Below are 18,906 nucleotides of genomic sequence, written 5' to 3' on the forward strand. Positions count from 1 at the left end.
GATGTCGCACCAATCCGATCTGATCAGCGAGGACATCCTCGCCTACCTGGCCCAGCACGAGCGCAAGGAACTGCTGCGCTTCCTCACCTGCGGCAACGTCGACGACGGCAAGAGCACCCTGATCGGCCGCCTGCTGCACGACTCCAAGATGATCTACGAGGATCACCTCGAGGCCATCACCCGAGATTCCAAGAAGGTCGGCACCACCGGCGACGAGGTGGACCTGGCGCTGCTGGTGGATGGCCTGCAGGCCGAGCGCGAGCAGGGCATCACCATCGACGTGGCCTACCGCTACTTCAGCACCGCCAAGCGCAAGTTCATCATCGCCGACACCCCCGGCCACGAGCAGTACACCCGCAACATGGCCACCGGCGCGTCCACCTGCGACCTGGCGATCATCCTCATCGACGCCCGCTACGGCGTGCAGACCCAGACCCGCCGGCACAGCTACATCGCCTCGTTGCTGGGCATCCGCCACATCGTGGTGGCCATCAATAAGATGGACCTCAAGGGCTACGACCAGGGCGTGTTCGACGCCATCCGTGCGGACTACCTGGACTTCGCCGAACGCATCGGCCTGGCGCCCACCACTCTGCACTTCGTGCCCATGTCCGCTCTGAAGGGCGACAACGTGGTGAACCGTAGCGCCGACACGCCGTGGTACGACGGCGTCCCGCTGATGGAAATCCTCGAGACCGTGGAGATCGCCGGCGATCGCAACCTCACCGACCTGCGCTTCCCGGTGCAGTACGTGAACCGGCCGAACCTCAACTTCCGCGGCTTCGCCGGCACCCTGGCCAGTGGCATCGTGCGCAAGGGCGACCAGGTGGTGGCGCTGCCCTCGGGCAAGGCCAGCCGGGTGAAGTCCATCGTTACTTTCGAGGGCGAACTGGAACAGGCCGGGCCGGGACAGGCAGTGACCCTGACCCTGGAAGACGAGATCGACGTCTCCCGCGGCGACATGCTGGTGCACGCCGACGACCGCCCGCAGGTCACCGACTCGTTCGAGGCGATGCTGGTGTGGATGGCCGAGGAGCCCCTGCGTCCGGGCAAGAAGTATGACATCAAGCGCGCCACCAGCTACGTGCCGGGCTCGATCCCCAGCATCGTCCACCGGGTCGACGTGAATACCCTGGAGCAGGGCGCGGCCAGCGAACTCAACCTCAACGAGATCGCCCGGGTGCGGGTGAGCCTCGATGCACCCATCGCCCTCGACGGCTACGGGCAGAACCGCACCACTGGAGCCTTCATCGTCATCGACCGGCTGACCAACGGCACCGTCGGCGCCGGCATGATCATCGCCGAGCCGGTGCAGGGCGGCGCCCATGCCTGTCATGGCGATCACGTGGCCGATGAAGAACGGGCCGCGCGCTTCGGCCAGCAGCCCGCCACGGTGCTGTTCACCGGGCTGTCCGGGGCCGGCAAGAGCACCCTGGCCTATGCCGTGGAGCGCACGCTGTTCGACGCCGGTCGGGCGGTTTTCGTGCTGGATGGGCAGAACCTGCGTCACGACCTGAACAAGGGCCTGCCCCAGGACCGCGCCGGGCGTACCGAGAACTGGCGCCGCGCGGCCCAGGTCGCCCGTCAGTTCAACGAGGCCGGGCTGATCACCCTGGCCGCGTTCGTCGCCCCGGATGCCGAGGGCCGGCGCCAGGCGCGGACATTGATCGGCACGGAGCGGGCCCTGACCGTCTACGTGCAGGCCTCGCCCCAGGTATGCCGCGAGCGCGACCCCCAGGGGCTGTACGCCGCCGGCCAGGACAACATCCCCGGCGAGTCCTTCCCCTACGACGTGCCACTGGACGCCGACCTGGTGATCGACACCCAGCGGCAGACGGTGGAGGAGGGCGTCAAGGCCGTCCTCGACCTGCTGCGCCAGCGCGGCGTGATCTGACCATTCCCGCGCTGTGAAAAAGCCCCGCATTCGCGGGGCTTTTTTTGGCTCGAGAGGTGAGCTGCCTGGCCTTGCACCGAAACCCGGAAGGGCGGTGGCAGATAGCTATTGCCGACCCGTGACCGCTCCCTATAATGCGACTGATTATTATTGGCTGATGGTGCTGCGGTGTCACTGGGTCCTACACAGCTTGCGGATCACGACGTGCACCGCCTCTATGCCGACCACCATGGCTGGCTGCAGGCCTGGATTCGTCGCAGGACCGGCTGTTCGCAGCGCGCCGCCGATCTCGCCCAGGATACGTTTCTGAGGGTGCTTTCAGCGCGGGCGAAGGGCATCGCCGTGTACCTCGAACAGCCGCGCGCCTATCTCGCGACCATCGCCCGCGGCCTGGTGGTCGACCAGTGGCGGCGTCAGCAACTGGAGCAGGCCTGGCTGGACACCGTGGCCGCGCATCCCGGCGCGGTGCAGGCTTCTCCCGAGCATTCGGCGCTCATCCTTGAAACCCTGCACGAAGTCGACGCCATGCTGCGTGGCCTGCCTGGCAAAGTGCGTCGGGCCTTCCTGCTGGTACAGCTCGAGGGACTGCCTCATCGTGTCGTCGCCTCGCAGCTTGGCGTGTCCGACCGGATGGTAAAGAAATACCTCGCCCAGGCCCTCGTGCATTGCGCGGTGCTTGAGGCCGAGCTCGATGGGCTGCTGGTGGAATGAGCGGCAAGCTCAGCTACGCCAGCCTGCAACAGGCGGCGCGGTGGTACGTGTTGCTGCAGGATGATCCCCCCTCCGCGCAGGTGCAGGTGCAATGGCTCCAGTGGCTGGACCAGCATGCCGAGCACCGTGCGGCCTGGCAGTATGTGCAGCGGGTCGGCAAGCGGCTCGCGCCGTTGCAGGACGAGGATCGCCAGTTGGCGACGCGCGCGCTGGAGGTTCATGGCGAACGCCAGCTGTCGCGCCGGCAGGGCCTCAAGAGCCTGGTGATACTGGGCGCCGGCACGATGCTCGGCTGGGGTACCTGGCGCGGCACCGCGTTGCCGCGCTGGGTGGACGGATGGCGCGCGGACTACAGCACTGGCACTGCGCAGACCCGCGAGACCGTCCTGGCCGACGGCACGCATCTATGGCTCGCGGCGATCAGTGCGGTCGACGCCGATTATGGCCAGGCCCAGCGGCGCTTGCGCCTGCACTTCGGTGAGATCCTGGTGGACACCGCCAACGATGCGGCCAACCGGCCTTTCGTCGTGGACACCGGGCAGGGCCGCCTGCGGGCAGCGGGCACGCGCTTCGCGGTCAAGCAATGGGAAGGGACCACTCAACTCAACGTCTACCGCGGAGCGGTGGAGATCTGCACGGCCGGGAGCGGTGAGCGAAGGGTCCTGGAGGCGGGCCAGCGCATGGCCTTCACCCATCGGGCGCTGGGTGAGGTGGCGACGGCGCAGACGGCCGGGGAGTCCTGGGTGCGCCATGTGCTCATGGCCGACGACATGCCACTGGGCCAGTTGGTCGAGACGCTGTCGCGGTACCGCCACGGTTACCTGGGTTGCGATCCGGCGATCGCCGAGCTGCCCGTGATGGGCGCCTTCCCGTTGGACGACACCGACCGTGCCCTGCGCCTGTTGGCGGCCGCGTTGCCGGTGAAAGTTCAGCGCTTGACCTCCTGGTGGATCAGCGTCGAGTCCGCTTGAACGGCCAGGTAAATAGTGCTGCAACATGGTTCCCTTTTTCCGTTTTCGTTCGGTCATCCCAGAGAACAGCCTCTCCACCTACCGCACCGAACCCGGGACCATCATGCATTTGCCCTTTTCTTCCTCGCGTCGTCTCGCCCGGCCGTCACTGACGCTGGCCGTTTCATTTTCGCTCTGTACCTTCACGGCGCTGAGCCTGTCGTCATTGTCAGCCAGGGCGGCTTCCGGCGTGCAGCAGGCCGCTCCGCAGGACTATCACATCGCCCCCGGCGCCCTGGCGTCGTCGCTCAATCAGTTCAGCAGTCAGGCGGGTATCTACCTGGCCGGCCACAACACCCTCACCGCCGGCAAGACGAGCAAGGGGCTCGAAGGGCGCTATAGCGTCGAACAGGCCTTGGCCGTGTTGCTCGATGGCACCGGTCTGCAGGCCGTCGCCCAGGATGTGGGCAGTTACGTGTTGCAACCCGGCACGCAGAGCGCCGCGCTGCACATAGAGTCGACGTCGATCGTCGGCTCCGGCCTCGCCGGCGAGCAGTTGGATGACAGCGGTTACAACGCCAAGGCCAGTTCCACCGCCAGCAAGACCCTTACGTCCCTTGCGGAGACGCCCCGCGCGATCTCGGTGGTGACCCGCCAGCGAATGGACGACCAACGGTCCCAGACGCTGACCGACCTGCTCGGCTACGTGCCGGGTATCTTCGCGCCGCCATTCGCCGCCGGCGACGGCCTGGCCGGTGATCTGTTCTTCATCCGGGGGTTCAATGCCACCGACTGGGGCTATGGCCTGTTGCGTGATGGCCTGCGCGTGCAGGGCAACCGCTACGACACCACCAGCGAGCCTTACGGACTCGAGCGTGTGGAGGTCTTCCGCGGTCCGACCTCGATCCTCTACGGCGAAAACGCGCCCGGTGGCATCGTCAATCTCGTCAGCAAGCGCCCGACCGCTGAGGCGCGCGGCGAGGTTCAGCTTTCCTACGGTTCCCATGATCGCAAGCAAATGGGTGTCGACGTTTCCGGCCCCTTGGTCGAAGGCACCGTCCTCGGTCGGCTGGTGGTACTGGGCCGGGACGCCGGTACACAGGTGGATCATCAGCCCGACGACCGCCTCTACATCGCGCCCTCGTTGACCTTCAACGTCGACGACGACACGTCACTGACGCTGCTCTCCACGTACCAACGCGATCGCACGCTGATGGAGCTGGGCTACCCGGCCGCGGGAACCCTGCTGCCTAACCCGAACGGCAAGATCGACGCGGACGAGCTGTCCGGCAATCCAGACTGGGACACGTTCGAGCGCGAAACCTGGACCCTTGGCTACGAATTCAGCCATCGGCTCAACGATGCCTGGCAATTCCGCCAGAACTCACGCTACATGCAGTCGCGCATCGACCGCCGGGAGATGTGGCCAGGCAGCCTCGACGACAGCGGCTTCGGCACCCACCTCAGCTATACCGCCTATGACCGGTACAACCGGTCCATGGCCTACTCCCTGGACAACCAGTTCGAGGGCCATTTCGACAGCGGGGCGTTGAGCACTACCCTGCTGCTGGGTGCGAGCCTGGACCGCACGTCGTTCAGCCAGGATTGGGCGGCGGGCGCAGGCGGTTCGGTGAACGTGTTCGAGCCTGTCTGGACCGCGACGCCGAGCACACCGATCCAGGTCCAGAACGCTTTGCTGAACCAGGACATGTACGGCCTCTACGGTCAGGTGCAGACCCGCTACGACAACTGGATCGCGTTGCTCGGCGGTCGCGTCGACCGGGTCAATAGCCAGTACCGCAACCGTTCCGGCACGACCAACGGCCTGGCCGACCTCGACTACTGGGACCACGACTTCACCTGGCAAGCGGGCCTGATGTACGCGTTCGATAACGGTCTGTCGCCTTACGTCAGTTATTCCACCGCCTTCGCCCCGACCCAACAGACGTCGAGCAAGTCCGGCACGCTCGATCCGACCACCAGCGAGCAGTACGAGATCGGCCTGAAGTATGAACCCGAGGGATGGCATACCGCTGTAACGGCCTCGCTCTACGACTTGCGGAAGACCGATGATGTGATCTACGACAGCGCCGTGGGCGACTACCGGCAGGTGGGAGAAAGCCGCTCCAGAGGCGCGGAGCTGGAGCTCACCAGCGACCTCAGCGAGAACCTGAGCGTCACCGCTGCCTACACCTATACCGACTCTCGCATCACCCGCGATGCGCCGGGCTCGTTGCTGGAGGATCACCAGATGACGGGCGTACCGCGCAATCAGGTGTCGGCCTGGGCCACCTATCGCGTCCTCGAGGGTTCTCTCAAGGGGCTGCGCGTAGGCGGTGGCGTTCGCCACTTCGACAGTGCCTTCGCCTATACCCCCACCTCGCTGTACGGCCGCCTGGACACCGGCGACGTGACCCTGGTGGACGCCATGGTCGGGTATCAGCTCGACGCGCACTGGTCTGCCGAGGTGAATGCCAAAAACCTGTTGAACAAGGAATACGTCGCCGGCTGCAACAATGCCGGGCGCTGTTACTGGGGCGAAGAGCGGACCCTGCTGGGCAGCGTGACGTTCCGCTGGTGATGCCTGCGTTTCCTCGCCATAAAAAAAGCCCCGCACACGCGGGGCTTTTTGCATGACGGCACCGGCTCAGTACTTGCCCTTGAGGCCGTAGCTCTTGTCCAGGGTGCCGGGGGCATCGGGCGCCTTCGGCGCGTAGTCCTTGGGAGCCTCGTGGATCGGCGGCGCGGACAGGCGCTCGCGGTTGGCGCCGCTGGTGTCCTCGGCGTGCAATGCCGCGAGCAGACGCTGGCGGGTCAGTTCGTCCAGGGCCAGGCGATCGACACCGCTGGACAGGTGTTCCTGCACGTCCTGATAGCTCTGGGTGAGCTTGCGGACCATGGTGGCGGTGGTGTTGAAGTGGGTCACCACCTCGCTCTGGTAGGCGTCGAAGCGTTCCTGCAGGTCGTCCAGCTGACGCTGGGTGCGACCCGCGGGCGTGCCGGGGGACAGGCGGGCGATCAGGAAACCGATACCGATACCAGCGAGCAGGGCGAGGGCCGGTAACAACCAGGCGGTGAGCGACTGTTCCACGAATCCTTCCTCTATAAGCGGCTTTGTTTTACGTTAACGGCTCGAAACCGCGCTGTATACCGCGACGCAAGCCCGGGATGGCGGCACGTGCCGCCGCGCAGCGATCCCGCTGCAACCGCGCCGGCGAGCGGGCGGTCGGCGCCGAGCGCGCCGACAGGGCAGCGCTCAAGCCCAAAGTAGACGAGTCGACCCGAGCCAGGGTCACGGAGTTCCCGTTGTCCACCCGCGAAACCCCCCTCATGCTGGACGGCCCCTGCGGCCCGCTGGAAGCCCTTTACCTGGAGGCGCCCGAGCCGAAGGGCCTGGCGCTGATCTGCCATCCCAACCCGGTCCAGGGCGGCACCATGCTCAACAAGGTGGTGTCGATGCTGCAGCGTTGCGCTCGGGATGCCGGCTACAGCACGCTGCGTTTCAACTACCGCGGGGTGGGCGCCAGCTTCGGCAGCCATGACATGGGTAGCGGCGAAGTGGACGATGCCGAGGCCGCCGCCCGCTGGCTGCAGGCCCGGGAGCCGGCTTTGCCACTGACCCTGTTCGGTTTCTCCTTCGGCGGTTTCGTCGCCGCCAGCCTCGCTGGCCGCCTAGAGCGCCAGGGCCACGCCCCGAGCCAGCTGTTCATGGTGGCGCCGGCGGTGATGCGCCTGGAGGGCGAGCACGTGCCCCCGGCGGCTTGCTCGCTGACCCTCGTCCAGCCCGATGCCGACGAGGTGGTGGACCCGGCAGCGGTCTACGCCTGGTCCGACGCCCTGGGCCGCCCCCACACCCTGCTGAAAATGGCAGAATGCGGGCACTTCTTCCATGGCAGGCTGACCGAGCTCAAGGAGCTGGTCCTGCCGCGTCTCTGATCCGCCTGCACAAGCGATAACCCATGACCACGCGCATCCTCACCGGCATCACCACCACCGGCACCCCGCACCTGGGCAACTATGCCGGGGCGATCCGCCCGGCCATCGTCGCCAGCCGCGCTGCCGACGCCGACTCTTTCTATTTCCTCGCCGACTACCACGCCCTGATCAAGTGCGACGACCCGCAGCGCATCCAGCGCTCGCGCCTGGAGATCGCCGCCACCTGGCTGGCCTGCGGCCTCGACACCGACAAGGCGACCTTCTACCGGCAGTCGGATATCCCCGAGATCCCCGAGCTGACCTGGCTGCTCACCTGCGTGGCCGGCAAGGGCCTGCTCAACCGCGCCCACGCCTACAAGGCGTCGGTGGACAAGAACGTGGAGGTCGGCGAGGACCCGGATGCGGGCGTCACCATGGGGCTGTTCAGCTACCCGGTGCTGATGGCCGCGGACATCCTCATGTTCAACGCCCACAAGGTGCCGGTGGGCCGCGACCAGATCCAGCACGTGGAGATGGCCCGCGACATCGGCCAGCGCTTCAACCACCTGTTCGGCCAGGGCCGTGAACTGTTCACCCTGCCCGAGGCGGTGATCGAGGAGGACGTGGCGACCCTGCCGGGCCTCGACGGCCGCAAGATGTCCAAGAGCTACGACAACACCATCCCGTTGTTCGGCAGCGCCAAGCAGCTCAAGGATGCCATCGCCCGGATCGTCACCGACTCCCGGGCACCGGGCGAGCCCAAGGACCCGGACGCCTCGCACCTGTTCACCCTGTACCAGGCATTCGCCACGCCGGCGCAACTGGCCGAGTTCCGCGCCGAGCTGGTGGACGGCCTGGCCTGGGGCGAGGCCAAGCAGCGCCTGTTCGAACGGCTGGACGCCGAGCTGGGCGAGGCCCGGGAGCGCTACCACGGTCTGATCACCCGGCCCGGCGACCTGGAGGACATCCTCCAGGCCGGCGCCGCCAAGGCCCGGCGCCTGGCCACGCCGTTCCTGGGCGAGCTGCGCGAGGCGGTGGGCCTGCGCTCCTTCCGCAGCGACGTGGCGAGCGCCGGGGAAGGCCGCAAGAAGGCGGTGAAGAGCGCGCGCTTCGTCAGCTTCCGCGAGGACGACGGCAGCTTCCGCTTCCGCCTGCTGGATGCCCAAGGTGAGCAACTGCTGCTGTCCAAGGGTTTCGCCGACGGCAAGGCCGCGGGCCAGGCCAGCAAGCGCCTGCAGGCCGGCGAGCCCCTGGACCTGCGGGACGAGGGCGATGCCTTCGGCGTCTGGCTGGACGACGAGTGCATCGCCCTGAGCCCGGCGTTTGGCGACGCCCAGGCCCGGGACGCCGCCCGCCAGCGCCTGCGCGACGCCCTGGACGCCTGACCTTCGCCGCGCCGCTTCCCGGTGGAGCGGCGCCACCGGTGTCGATTTGCCATTCACTGGGGCCGTCGCTAAAGTGACCGCCCCCGATTTTTCGTTGCCTCGCTACCGATATGACCCCCCTAGAACGCTATCAGGCCGATCTCAAACGCCCGGACTTCTTCCGCGATGCCGCCCAGGAAAACGCTGTCCGGCACCTGCAACGCTTGTACGACGACCTGGTGCACAACGCCCGCCACAAGCCCGGCCTGCTGGCCAAGCTGTTCGGCGGCGACGCGCCGCGACCGACCAAGGGCCTGTATTTTTGGGGTGGGGTCGGGCGCGGCAAGACCTATTTGGTGGATACCTTCTTCGAGTCCCTGCCGTTCAAGGAAAAGGTCCGCACCCACTTCCACCGCTTCATGAAGCGCGTCCACGAGGAACTCAAGACCCTCAAGGGCGAGAAGAACCCCCTGACCATCATCGGCAAGCGCTTCGCCGCCGAGGCGCGGGTGATCTGCTTCGACGAGTTCTTCGTCTCCGACATCACCGACGCGATGATCCTGGCGACCCTGCTGGAAGAGCTGTTCAAGAACGGCGTGACCCTGGTGGCCACCTCCAACATCGTGCCGGACGGCCTGTACAAGGATGGCCTGCAGCGGGCGCGCTTCCTGCCGGCCATCGCCCTGCTCAAGGAGCACACCGAGGTGGTCAACGTCGACAGTGGCGTCGATTACCGCCTGCGCCACCTGGAACAGGCCCAGCTCTACCACTGGCCCCTCGACCAGGCCGCCGAGGACAGCTTGCGCAAGAGCTTCCGTGCCCTGACCCCGGAATGCACCCAGGCCCAGGAAAACGAGCAGCTGATGATCGAGAACCGGCCGATCCGCGCGCGACTCACCTGCGACGATGTGGCCTGGTTCGACTTCCGCGAGCTGTGCGACGGGCCCCGCAGCCAGAACGACTACATCGAGCTGGCGAAGATCTTCCACGCGGTGCTGGTGTCCGGCGTGGAGAAGATGAACGCGTCGAAGGACGACATGGCGCGGCGCTTCATCAACCTGGTGGACGAGTTCTATGACCGCAACGTCAAGCTGATCCTCTCCGCCGAGGTGGAGCTGAAGGACCTCTACGCCGGCGGCCGTCTGGAGTTCGAATTCCAGCGCACTCTCAGCCGCCTGCTGGAAATGCAGTCCCACGAGTTCCTCTCGCGTCCGCACCGGCCCTGACGGCCGGGTGCGTCACTCGCTCCGCTGGTGCCGCTGCCGCCGGTACGGGTTGGGCGACAGCCCGGTGTGCTGGCGGAACAGCCGGGCGAAGAAGCTGGCGTCGTCGTAGCCCACCTCGTAACTGATGGTCTTGATGCTCTTGCGGCTGTTGCTCAGCAGCCCCTTGGCGGTCTCCACACGCAGCCGCTGCAGGTAGTGCAGCGGCTTGTCGCCGGTGGCCGCCTGGAAGCGCCGCATGAAGTTGCGGATGCTCATGCCGTGGTCCCGGGCCACGTCCTCGAAGCGGAATTTCTCCGAGAAATGGTTTTCCAGCCACTGCTGGATCTGCAGGATGGCCACGTCCTGGTGCAGCTTCTGCCCGCCGAACCCCATGCGCCCCGGCGTATAGCTGCGCTGCACCTCGTAGAGGATGTCGCGGGCCACCGCCTGGGCCACGTCCGGGCCGCAGTAGCGCTCGATCAGGTGGATGTAGAGGTCGCAGGCGGAGGTGACGCCGCTGGCGCAATACAGGTTGTCGGCGTCCGACAGGTGTTTGTCGGGGTTCAGCTGCACCTGGGGAAAGCGCTCGCCGAATTCCCGGAAGAAGCGCCAGTAGGTGGTGGCCTCCTTGCCGTCCAGCAGGCCGGCGCCGGCCATCCAGAACACCCCGGTGGCTTCCCCGCACAGGGCCGCGCCTGCGCGGTGCCGCGCCCGCAGCCAGTCGAACACCTGGGGATAGCGCGCCACCAGCGCGTCGAAATCGTCCCAGAAGGCCGGAATCACCACGATGTCGGCCTCGTCCGGCGCCCCGTCCACCGGGATCGGCACGCCGCTGAAGGTGCGCACCGGCTGGCCGTCCGGGCTGACCAGGCGGGTGGCGAAGGTAGGCGTCAGGCCCAGTCCGCTGAGCTTGCCGTGGCGCAGGCTGGCCATGTGGAAGAAATCCTTGGCCTGCATCAGTGTCGAGGCGAAGGCGCCGTCGGTCGCGAGGATGCTGACCCGGCGCAGGGGGAGAGGGGCTCTGCTGCTCATTGGATTTATTGGACTTATCAGGGGGTATAGCGGACAAGGCGTGGCGGGATCGTCCTGTTTTTTGTCCCGACTGTCCAGTGTGGGGCAGACGGCTTCTGGTTACAGTCGGGCATTCCGTCCCCGCCAGGTGAACCGCCATGCTCCCACGCCCCTTGTTCGGCTCCGACCACGAACTGTTCCGCGACAGCGTTCGCCGTTTCCTCGAGGCGGAGGCCGTGCCGTTCCATGCCCAGTGGGAGAAGGACGGCCACGTGGACCGGGCGCTGTGGCGCAAGGCGGGCGAGCAGGGCCTGCTCTGTTCCCACTTGCCCGAAGCGTACGGCGGCATGGGCGCGGACTTCCTCTACAGCACCGTGGTGATCGAGGAGATCGGTCGCCTGGGGCTGACCGGCATAGGCTTCTCCCTGCACTCCGATATCGTTGCGCCCTACCTCCTGCACTACGGCACCGAGGAACAGAAGCAGCGCTACCTGCCGCGCCTGGTCAGCGGCGAGCTGATCGGCGCCATCGCCATGACCGAGCCCGGCGCCGGCTCCGACCTGCAGGGCATCAAGACCAGTGCGGTGCTGGACGGCGATCACTACGTGATCAACGGCTCGAAGACCTTCATCACCAACGGCTACCTGGCGGACCTGGTGATCGTGGTGGCCCGCACCGATCCTGCCGCCGGCTCCAAGGGCATCAGCCTGTTCGTGGTGGAGGCCGGCACGCCCGGCTTCGACAAGGGCAAGCGCCTGGAAAAGGTGGGGATGAAGGCCCAGGACACCGCCGAGCTGTTCTTTCAGGACGTGCGCGTGCCCAAGGACAACCTGCTGGGCCAGGCCGGCTCCGGCTTCGTCTACCTGATGCAGGAACTGCCTCAGGAGCGCCTCACCGTGGGCATCGGCGCCCTGGCCTCGGCGGAGGCCGCGCTGCGCTGGACGCTGGACTACACCCGGGAGCGCAAGGCCTTCGGCAAGGTGGTCGCGGACTTCCAGAACACCCGCTTCAAGCTGGCGGAAATGGCCACCGAGGTGCAGGTGGGCCGGGTATTCCTCGACCGCTGCCTGGAGCTGCACCTGCGTGGCGAGCTGGACGTGCCGACCGCGGCGATGCTCAAGTACTGGAGCACCGACCTGCAATGCAAGGTCCTGGACGAGTGCGTCCAGCTGCACGGCGGCTATGGCTTCATGTGGGAGTACCCGGTGGCACGGGCGTGGGCCGACGCCCGGGTGCAACGCATCTACGCCGGCACCAACGAGATCATGAAGGAAATCATCGCCCGCTCCCTCTGAAGCCAGCGGGCGAACCGCCCGTGCAGCGGACCGGTCTACCCTTCTGAACAACCGAGGAGCGACCGATGTTTTCCGACCCCTTCACGGAGTGGGATGGCAGTGCGCAGCAGGCCCGCCGCCTGCAGCGTGAACTCGCCGCGCGGGTCAGCCTGGTGGACGATTTCCCACCCCTGCGAGTGGTGGCTGGCGTGGATGTGGGCTTCGAGGACGAGGGCCGGGTCACCCTGGCCGCCGCGGTCCTGCTGGATGCCGCGACCCTGGCGCCCCTGGCCCAGAGCGTGGCGCGCATTCCCACGCGAATGCCCTACATTCCCGGGCTGCTGTCTTTCCGCGAGCTGCCGGCCCTGCTGCAGGCGCTGAACGAACTGCCGTCCACGCCCGACCTGATCTACTGCGACGGCCAGGGCATCGCCCACCCGCGGCGCCTGGGCATCGCGTCCCACCTGGGCGTGGTGACCGGCCTGCCGACCATTGGCGTGGCGAAGAACATCCTGGTGGGCGAACACGACGAGCTGCCCCCGCAGCGCGGCGCCCGGGCGCCGTTGCGGCATGGGAGCGACCTGATCGGCTGGGTGTTGCGCAGCAAGGATCGCGTACGGCCGCTGATCGTGTCCCCAGGCCATCGGGTGAGCATGGATACCGCGGTCGAACTGGTCCTGGCGTGTGGGCGCGGCTATCGGTTGCCTGAGCCGACCCGGCTGGCGGACCGCCTGGCCTCGCGCCGCGGCGCCATGCCGGCGATGCCGCAGGCCGAGGGCGTGACTCCCGACCTGTTCGGCTGAGGATCAGGGCGCCGGGTTGGGCTGCTCCCGATGGATGGCGTCGATGGCCTCCAGCAGGTCGTCGCTCAGGTGCAGTTCACTGCTGCGCAGGTTGCTTTCCAACTGCTCCAGGGAGGTGGCGCCGATGATGTTGCTGGTTACGAAGGGCCGCGACGTCACGAACGCCAGGGCCATCTGCGCCGGGTCCAGGCCGTTGTCCCGGGCCAGGCGCACGTAGCGGGAACAGGCGGCCTGGGCCTGGGGGTTGGTGTAGCGGGTGAAGCGACTGAAGCGGGTGATGCGCGCGCCTTCCGGGCGGGCGCCGTCTTCGTACTTCCCGGACAGCATGCCGAAGGCCATGGGCGAGTAGGCCAGCAGGCCGCATTGCTCGCGGATGGCGATCTCCGCCAGGCCGACTTCGAAGGTGCGGTTGAGCAGGTTATAGGGGTTCTGGATCGAGACCGCCCGCGGCCAGCCGCGACGCTCGGCCAGCTCCAGGAATTTCAGGGTGCCCCAGGGCGTTTCGTTGGATAGGCCGACATGACGGATCTTGCCCGCCCGTACCTGCTCGTCCAAGGCCTCCAGGGTGTCCTCCAGCGCGGTGAACGACTCGTCTTTGTGGCGGTAGCCCAGCTGGCCGAAGAAATTGGTGCTGCGCTCGGGCCAGTGCAGCTGGTAGAGGTCGATCCAGTCGGTTTGCAGCCGTTGCAGGCTGGCGTCGACGGCGGCGGCGATGTGCGGGCGGTCGTGACGCAGCTGGCCGCCGCGGATGTAGTCGATGCCGTTGCCTGGCCCGGCGATCTTGCTGGCCAGTACCCAGTCGGCGCGGTTGCCGCGCTGGCGGAAGTAGCTGCCGATGATCCGCTCGGTGGTGGCGTAGGTGTCCGCGCGCGGCGGCACCGGGTACATCTCCGCGGTATCGACGAAATTGATGCCGTAGGCCTTGGCGCGGTCCAGTTGGGCGAAGGCCTCGGCCTCGTCGTTCTGCTCACCCCAGGTCATGGTGCCCAGGCACAGCGCGCTCACGTCGAGGTCGGTCCGACCCAATCGGCGAAATTCCATGAATGACTCCTTCAGCAGCATGAAGCCCGCAGGCTAGAGGCCGCCAAGCTTAGCCGAACGGCCGCGGGCATGGCTGCCTGTCGGCGGAGAAGGGCGCCCTTGTGAAAAAGCGGATTGCTATTTTCGCCGTAACCGGCATAATTCCGCGGCTTTCTCGACGGGAATGCCTAGCTCGTCGCAGAAGGAAGGTGGGGATGCCTAGCCTGCCGAACCCCTGCCGTAGCGGACGCGCTGACCCGAGCCCCCGATAGCGTCTGTTTCCGGCCGTCCTGATCTTGTCAGGGCACGCACTATTCAGTAAGATCCGCCGTCTTATTTTCAGGGCGGCCCCTGAGGCTATAAAGCGAATGAAGACTTTTACTGCAAAACCGGAAACTGTTAAGCGCGACTGGTATGTCGTCGACGCTGCCGGTCAGACCCTGGGTCGTCTGGCCACCGAGATCGCCAGCCGTCTGCGTGGCAAGCACAAGCCGGAATACACCCCGCACGTCGACACTGGCGACTACATCGTGGTGATCAACGCCGAGCAGGTGCGCGTCACCGGTGCCAAGACCACCGACAAGATGTACTACTCTCACTCCGGTTTCCCGGGCGGTATCAAAGAGATCAACTTCGAGAAGCTGATCGCTCGAGCGCCTGAGCGCGTCATCGAGACCGCTGTCAAGGGCATGCTGCCGAAGAATCCTCTGGGTCGCGACATGTATCGCAAGCTGAAGGTGTACAAGGGTGCCGCTCACCCGCACACCGCCCAGCAGCCCCAAGAACTCAAGATTTAACGGGATAGTTGATTATGTCGGCGACTCAAAACTACGGCACTGGCCGTCGTAAGACTTCCACCGCTCGCGTGTTCCTGCGCCCGGGCAATGGCAAGATCTCCATCAACAACCGCAGCCTGGACGAGTTCTTCGGCCGCGAGACCGCTCGTATGGTCGTGCGTCAGCCGCTGGAGCTGACCGAGACTCTCGAGAAGTTCGACATCTACGTCACCGTGCTCGGTGGTGGTGTCAGCGGTCAGGCAGGCGCCATCCGCCACGGCATCAGCCGTGCGCTGATCGAGTATGACGAGTCCCTGCGCAGCTCGCTGCGCCGCGCTGGCTTCGTCACTCGCGATGCCCGTGAGGTCGAGCGCAAGAAAGTCGGCCTGCGCAAAGCTCGTAAGCGTCCGCAGTACTCCAAGCGCTAATACGGCGCTGGCGAAAAAACGCCCAGCCTCCTTCGGGATGCTGGGCGTTTTTTTTGCGGCTTCAATACACCGTGCGACAGCGTGTCGCACGGCCAAAGTCCCCAGGTATCAAGGGTTGCGGCGGATTTGTATCCGGCTATTACCTTGTCAGGAAAGGGGCTTTTCTTTACCATTTGGCGAATTTTTTGCGCGGCAAGTTCTTTACTTAGTAGAGGCCTGAACAACAGGCCACCAGTAGCTGATGGGAGACGACTGAATGAGCAATGACGGCGTGAATGCAGGCCGGCGTCGCTTCCTGGTAGCAGCCACATCCGTGGTGGGTGCTGCAGGAGCGGTGGGTGCTGCGACCCCGTTCGTGGGGTCATGGTTCCCCAGTGCGAAGGCCAAGGCCGCGGGTGCGCCCGTGAAAGTGAACATCGGCAAGGTCGAGCCAGGCCAGCAGATCGTCGCCGAGTGGCGCGGTCAGCCAGTGTTCATCGTGCGCCGTACGCCGGAGATTCTGAGCAACCTGGAGAAGGTCGCCGCGCAAGTGGCAGACCCTGAGTCCAAGGCTTCCGTCCAGCCGACCTACGTGGACCCGAAGAGCCGCTCGATCAAGCCGGAAATCCTGGTGCTGGTGGGGATCTGCACCCACCTGGGTTGCTCCCCGTCCTTCCGTCCCGAAGTCGCACCCGCCGACCTGGGCGCGGACTGGTTCGGTGGCTACCTCTGCCCCTGCCATGGCTCCCGCTATGACCTGGCAGGCCGCGTGTACAAGTCCCAGCCGGCACCGCTGAACCTCCCGGTTCCCCCGCATTCGTACGAATCGGACACCGTGATCATCGTCGGCGTGGACCAGGAGAAAGCCTGATGAGCAAATTCATGGATTGGGTCGATGCGCGCTTCCCCGCGACCAAGATGTGGGAAGACCATCTCGCCAAGTATTACGCACCCAAGAACTTCAACGTTCTGTACTTCTTCGGCTCCCTGGCACTGCTGGTGCTGGTCAACCAGATACTCACCGGCATCTGGCTGACCATGAGCTTCACCCCGTCCGCCGAAGAAGCGTTCGCGTCCGTCGAATACATCATGCGCGACGTGGAATTCGGCTGGATCATCCGCTACATGCACTCCACCGGTGCGTCGGCGTTCTTCATCGTGGTCTACCTGCACATGTTCCGCGGCCTGCTGTACGGCTCGTACCAGAAGCCCCGCGAACTGGTGTGGATCTTCGGCATGATGATCTACCTGGCGCTGATGGCCGAGGCCTTCATGGGCTACCTGCTGCCCTGGGGCCAGATGTCCTACTGGGGTGCCCAGGTGATCATCTCGTTGTTCGGCGCCATTCCGGTCATCGGCGACGACCTGACCCAGTGGATCCGCGGTGACTACCTGATCTCTGGCATCACCCTGAACCGCTTCTTCGCACTGCACGTCATCGCGTTGCCGGTGGTCCTGCTGGGCCTGGTGGTGCTGCACATCCTGGCGCTCCACGAAGTCGGCTCCAACAACCCGCTGGGCGTGGACATCAAGAAGACCAAGGACGAGGCCGGCGTGCCCCTGGATGGCATTCCGTTCCACCCGTACTACACCGTCAAGGATATCGTCGGCGTGGTGGTGTTCCTCTTCGTGTTCTGCGCGGTGATCTTCTTCTTCCCGGAAATGGGCGGCTATTTCCTCGAGAAGCCCAACTTCGAAGTGGCGAACGCCTTCAAGACCCCCGAGCACATTGCCCCGGTGTGGTACTTCACGCCGTTCTACGCAATCCTGCGCGCGGTGCCGGACAAGCTGATGGGCGTTATCGCCATGGGCGCCGCCATCGCCATCCTGTTCGTTCTGCCCTGGCTCGACCGTAGCCCGGTGAAGTCGATGCGCTACAAGGGCTGGCTGAGCAAGATCGCTCTGCTCGTGTTCTGCGTCTCCTTCATTATTCTTGGCTACCTCGGCGTGCTGGCTCCGACTCCGGAGCGCACCTTGGTCTCGCGGATCTGTACGTTCCTGTATTTCGCATACTTCGTCCTGATGCCGTTCTATACCAAGCTCGAGAAGACCAAAGTGGTTCCGGAAAGGGTGAATGGCTGATGAAAAAGCATCTCGTTGCATTGATGTTCGCGCTGTTGCCGGCGCTGGGCTTCGCCGAAGGCCATGACCTGCAGCTGGACAAGGTCGACATCGACCTGACCGACAAGGCGGCGATGCAGGATGGTCTGCGGACCTTCGCCAACTACTGCATGGGCTGCCACGGCGCCCAGTTCCAGCGCTACGAACGTGTCGCCACCGACCTGGGCATCCCGGAAGACGTGATGATGGAAAACATCGTCTTCACCGGCGCCAAGATCGGCGACCACATGAAGAATGGCATGCACGCCGCCGACGCCAAGGGCTGGTTCGGCGCGGCGCCGCCGGACCTGACCCTGGTAGCCCGTGTTCGCGGCAACGACTGGCTGTACAGCTACCTGCGCAGCTTCTACGAAGATCCGGCGCGTCCGTGGGGCGTGAACAACAAGGTCTTCCCGAACGTCGGCATGCCCAACGTGCTGGCGCCGCTGCAAGGTCGCCAGGTCATCGGGTGCAAGCAGATCCAGGCCGTGGAAGGCGGCAAGAAGCAGTACGACCCGCTCACCGGCACGCCGATCACCCATGAAGCGTGTGACCAACTGACTGTCCTGCCGAAGACCGGCAGCCTCTCCGAGGAGCAGTTCGACGAGAAGGTCAAGAACCTGGTGACCTTCCTCGCCTACTCGGCGAACCCGGTCAAGCTGGAGAGCCAGCGCATCGGGACCTACGTGCTGCTGTACCTGGCCTTCTTCTTCGTCTTCGCCTACCTGCTCAAGCGCGAATACTGGAAGGACGTCCACTGATCCGAAACGCTTCGGATGTCATGACACGCGCCCTACGGGGCGCGTGTGTCTTTTCGCCTCCCACACGTCGAACCTGCGCGGAGGAGCCTTGATGGGCGCCATCAACAAGCTGACCTGTTTTTCCGATCCGGCCGACCAATACAGCCATCGCGTACGCATCGTGCTGGCGGAGAAGTCGGTGGTCGCCGAGATCGTCGAGGTCGTGGCCGGCCAGTGCCCACCACGCTTGGCCGAGCTCAACCCCTACGGCACCCTGCCGACCCTGGCCGACCGTGATCTGATACTGTACGAGTCGACGGTGGTAATGGAGTACCTCGACGAGCGCTACCCGCACCCGCCGCTGATGCCGGCCTATCCGGTATCACGCTCCAACACCCGGTTGTTGATCCATCGTATCCAGCGCGACTGGTGCAGTCAGGTCGAGCGGATCCTCGATCCGCGCGCCAAGGATGCGGTGAAGGCGCAAGCCCGCAAGGAGCTGCGCGAGAGCCTGACCGGCGTGTCGCCGCTGTTCGCCGACAAACCGTTTTTCCTGAGCGAGGACTTCAGCCTGGTGGATTGCTGCCTGTTGCCGATCCTCTGGCGCCTGCCGCAGCTGGGCATCGAACTGCCGCGGCCGGCCAAGCCTCTGCTCGATTACATGGAGCGCAATTTCGCCCGCGATACCTTCCAGGCCAGCCTGTCCGGTGTCGAGCGCGCGATGCGCTGAGGAGAC

General features: G+C 65.6%; 18 protein-coding genes. 15 read left to right on the forward strand and 3 right to left on the reverse strand.

Going from position 1 to position 18,906, the window contains the following annotated elements:
• The first annotated feature begins 1 nt into the window (after position 1).
• The 4 genes from cysN (at position 2) to FM069_RS03455 (ending at position 6,136) form a co-directional block, all read left to right on the forward strand.
• Positions 2-1,894: a sulfate adenylyltransferase subunit CysN gene (gene cysN / locus FM069_RS03440; RefSeq protein WP_143486884.1), complete on the forward strand. Its 1,893-nt coding sequence runs from the start codon at positions 2-4 to the stop codon at positions 1,892-1,894.
• Between the two features lie 204 nt (positions 1,895-2,098).
• Positions 2,099-2,605 (forward strand): sigma-70 family RNA polymerase sigma factor, encoded by a 507-nt coding sequence (locus FM069_RS03445; protein WP_233281971.1) that lies wholly within the window; start codon positions 2,099-2,101, stop codon positions 2,603-2,605.
• Positions 2,602-3,576 carry a FecR domain-containing protein gene (locus FM069_RS03450; RefSeq protein ID WP_143486885.1) on the forward strand — a complete coding sequence of 325 codons (975 nt, stop codon included), beginning with the start codon at positions 2,602-2,604 and terminating at the stop codon, positions 3,574-3,576. The genes FM069_RS03445 and FM069_RS03450 overlap by 4 nt, the downstream gene beginning before the upstream one ends.
• 103 nt (positions 3,577-3,679) lie before the next feature.
• Positions 3,680-6,136: a TonB-dependent siderophore receptor gene (locus tag FM069_RS03455; protein WP_143487065.1), complete on the forward strand. Its 2,457-nt coding sequence runs from the start codon at positions 3,680-3,682 to the stop codon at positions 6,134-6,136.
• A 66-nt stretch (positions 6,137-6,202) separates the two neighbouring features.
• Here the strand turns inward: FM069_RS03455 and FM069_RS03460 are convergent, their stop codons facing one another.
• Positions 6,203-6,646 (reverse strand): YhcB family protein, encoded by a 444-nt coding sequence (locus FM069_RS03460; protein WP_143486886.1) that lies wholly within the window; start codon positions 6,644-6,646, stop codon positions 6,203-6,205.
• Positions 6,647-6,885: 239 nt separating this feature from the next.
• Between FM069_RS03460 and FM069_RS03465 the strand changes: the two genes are divergently transcribed.
• The 3 genes from FM069_RS03465 (at position 6,886) to zapE (ending at position 10,060) form a co-directional block, all read left to right on the forward strand.
• Entirely contained in the window at positions 6,886-7,491 is a 606-nt protein-coding gene (locus FM069_RS03465; RefSeq protein WP_143487066.1) for an alpha/beta hydrolase, read from the forward strand.
• Positions 7,492-7,514: 23 nt separating this feature from the next.
• Positions 7,515-8,855 carry a tryptophan--tRNA ligase gene (locus tag FM069_RS03470; RefSeq protein WP_143486887.1) on the forward strand — a complete coding sequence of 447 codons (1,341 nt, stop codon included), beginning with the start codon at positions 7,515-7,517 and terminating at the stop codon, positions 8,853-8,855.
• A gap of 110 nt (positions 8,856-8,965) precedes the next feature.
• Complete coding sequence (zapE, locus tag FM069_RS03475; protein WP_143486888.1) at positions 8,966-10,060, forward strand: cell division protein ZapE; 1,095 nt, start codon at positions 8,966-8,968, stop codon at positions 10,058-10,060.
• A gap of 12 nt (positions 10,061-10,072) precedes the next feature.
• Here zapE and FM069_RS03480 read toward each other — a convergent pair whose 3' ends face one another.
• A complete protein-coding gene (locus FM069_RS03480; RefSeq protein ID WP_178106660.1) occupies positions 10,073-10,972 on the reverse strand; it encodes a GlxA family transcriptional regulator in 900 nt (299 codons plus the stop codon).
• A 236-nt stretch (positions 10,973-11,208) separates the two neighbouring features.
• On the opposite strand from FM069_RS03480, the gene FM069_RS03485 reads away from it, so the two are divergent.
• Positions 11,209-12,345 (forward strand): acyl-CoA dehydrogenase family protein, encoded by a 1,137-nt coding sequence (locus FM069_RS03485; RefSeq protein WP_143486890.1) that lies wholly within the window; start codon positions 11,209-11,211, stop codon positions 12,343-12,345.
• A 65-nt stretch (positions 12,346-12,410) separates the two neighbouring features.
• Positions 12,411-13,127, forward strand: coding sequence for a deoxyribonuclease V (gene nfi / locus FM069_RS03490; protein WP_143486891.1), 717 nt, complete (start codon positions 12,411-12,413; stop codon positions 13,125-13,127).
• A gap of 3 nt (positions 13,128-13,130) precedes the next feature.
• Here the strand turns inward: nfi and FM069_RS03495 are convergent, their stop codons facing one another.
• A complete protein-coding gene (locus FM069_RS03495; protein WP_143486892.1) occupies positions 13,131-14,168 on the reverse strand; it encodes an NADP(H)-dependent aldo-keto reductase in 1,038 nt (345 codons plus the stop codon).
• A gap of 347 nt (positions 14,169-14,515) precedes the next feature.
• Here FM069_RS03495 and rplM point away from each other — a divergent pair, with 347 nt between their 5' ends.
• From rplM to FM069_RS03525, 6 genes are all read left to right on the forward strand, one after another.
• Positions 14,516-14,944, forward strand: a complete 429-nt coding sequence (gene rplM / locus FM069_RS03500; RefSeq protein WP_143486893.1) for a 50S ribosomal protein L13 — start codon at positions 14,516-14,518, stop codon at positions 14,942-14,944.
• A gap of 14 nt (positions 14,945-14,958) precedes the next feature.
• Positions 14,959-15,351, forward strand: a complete 393-nt coding sequence (rpsI, locus tag FM069_RS03505) for a 30S ribosomal protein S9 (protein WP_143486894.1) — start codon at positions 14,959-14,961, stop codon at positions 15,349-15,351.
• A gap of 256 nt (positions 15,352-15,607) precedes the next feature.
• Positions 15,608-16,201, forward strand: a complete 594-nt coding sequence (petA, locus tag FM069_RS03510) for a ubiquinol-cytochrome c reductase iron-sulfur subunit (protein ID WP_143486895.1) — start codon at positions 15,608-15,610, stop codon at positions 16,199-16,201.
• Positions 16,201-17,412, forward strand: a complete 1,212-nt coding sequence (locus FM069_RS03515; RefSeq protein WP_143486896.1) for a cytochrome b — start codon at positions 16,201-16,203, stop codon at positions 17,410-17,412. The genes petA and FM069_RS03515 overlap by 1 nt, the downstream gene beginning before the upstream one ends.
• A complete protein-coding gene (locus tag FM069_RS03520) occupies positions 17,412-18,191 on the forward strand; it encodes a cytochrome c1 (RefSeq protein ID WP_143486897.1) in 780 nt (259 codons plus the stop codon). Before FM069_RS03515 ends, FM069_RS03520 begins: the two co-directional genes overlap by 1 nt.
• A 91-nt stretch (positions 18,192-18,282) precedes the next feature.
• Positions 18,283-18,900, forward strand: coding sequence for a glutathione S-transferase N-terminal domain-containing protein (locus FM069_RS03525; protein ID WP_143486898.1), 618 nt, complete (start codon positions 18,283-18,285; stop codon positions 18,898-18,900).
• Positions 18,901-18,906: the final 6 nt, after the last annotated feature.

The organism is Pseudomonas mangiferae, assembly GCF_007109405.1.
Lineage (GTDB): Bacteria > Pseudomonadota > Gammaproteobacteria > Pseudomonadales > Pseudomonadaceae > Pseudomonas_T > Pseudomonas_T mangiferae.

Excerpts from the sequence above, each read along its gene's own strand:
- cysN (WP_143486884.1), top strand. The coding sequence starts at position 2 with ATGTCGCACCAATCCGATCTGATCAGCGAGGACATCCTCGCCTACCTG.
- FM069_RS03450 (WP_143486885.1), top strand. The coding sequence starts at position 2,602 with ATGAGCGGCAAGCTCAGCTACGCCAGCCTGCAACAGGCGGCGCGGTGG.
- FM069_RS03455 (WP_143487065.1), top strand. The coding sequence starts at position 3,680 with ATGCATTTGCCCTTTTCTTCCTCGCGTCGTCTCGCCCGGCCGTCACTG.
- FM069_RS03465 (WP_143487066.1), top strand. The coding sequence starts at position 6,886 with ATGCTGGACGGCCCCTGCGGCCCGCTGGAAGCCCTTTACCTGGAGGCG.
- FM069_RS03470 (WP_143486887.1), top strand. The coding sequence starts at position 7,515 with ATGACCACGCGCATCCTCACCGGCATCACCACCACCGGCACCCCGCAC.
- zapE (WP_143486888.1), top strand. The coding sequence starts at position 8,966 with ATGACCCCCCTAGAACGCTATCAGGCCGATCTCAAACGCCCGGACTTC.
- FM069_RS03480 (WP_178106660.1), bottom strand. The coding sequence starts at position 10,972 with ATGGCCAGCCTGCGCCACGGCAAGCTCAGCGGACTGGGCCTGACGCCT.
- FM069_RS03485 (WP_143486890.1), top strand. The coding sequence starts at position 11,209 with ATGCTCCCACGCCCCTTGTTCGGCTCCGACCACGAACTGTTCCGCGAC.
- nfi (WP_143486891.1), top strand. The coding sequence starts at position 12,411 with ATGTTTTCCGACCCCTTCACGGAGTGGGATGGCAGTGCGCAGCAGGCC.
- FM069_RS03495 (WP_143486892.1), bottom strand. The coding sequence starts at position 14,168 with ATGGAATTTCGCCGATTGGGTCGGACCGACCTCGACGTGAGCGCGCTG.
- rplM (WP_143486893.1), top strand. The coding sequence starts at position 14,516 with ATGAAGACTTTTACTGCAAAACCGGAAACTGTTAAGCGCGACTGGTAT.
- rpsI (WP_143486894.1), top strand. The coding sequence starts at position 14,959 with ATGTCGGCGACTCAAAACTACGGCACTGGCCGTCGTAAGACTTCCACC.
- petA (WP_143486895.1), top strand. The coding sequence starts at position 15,608 with ATGAGCAATGACGGCGTGAATGCAGGCCGGCGTCGCTTCCTGGTAGCA.
- FM069_RS03515 (WP_143486896.1), top strand. The coding sequence starts at position 16,201 with ATGAGCAAATTCATGGATTGGGTCGATGCGCGCTTCCCCGCGACCAAG.
- FM069_RS03520 (WP_143486897.1), top strand. The coding sequence starts at position 17,412 with ATGAAAAAGCATCTCGTTGCATTGATGTTCGCGCTGTTGCCGGCGCTG.
- FM069_RS03525 (WP_143486898.1), top strand. The coding sequence starts at position 18,283 with ATGGGCGCCATCAACAAGCTGACCTGTTTTTCCGATCCGGCCGACCAA.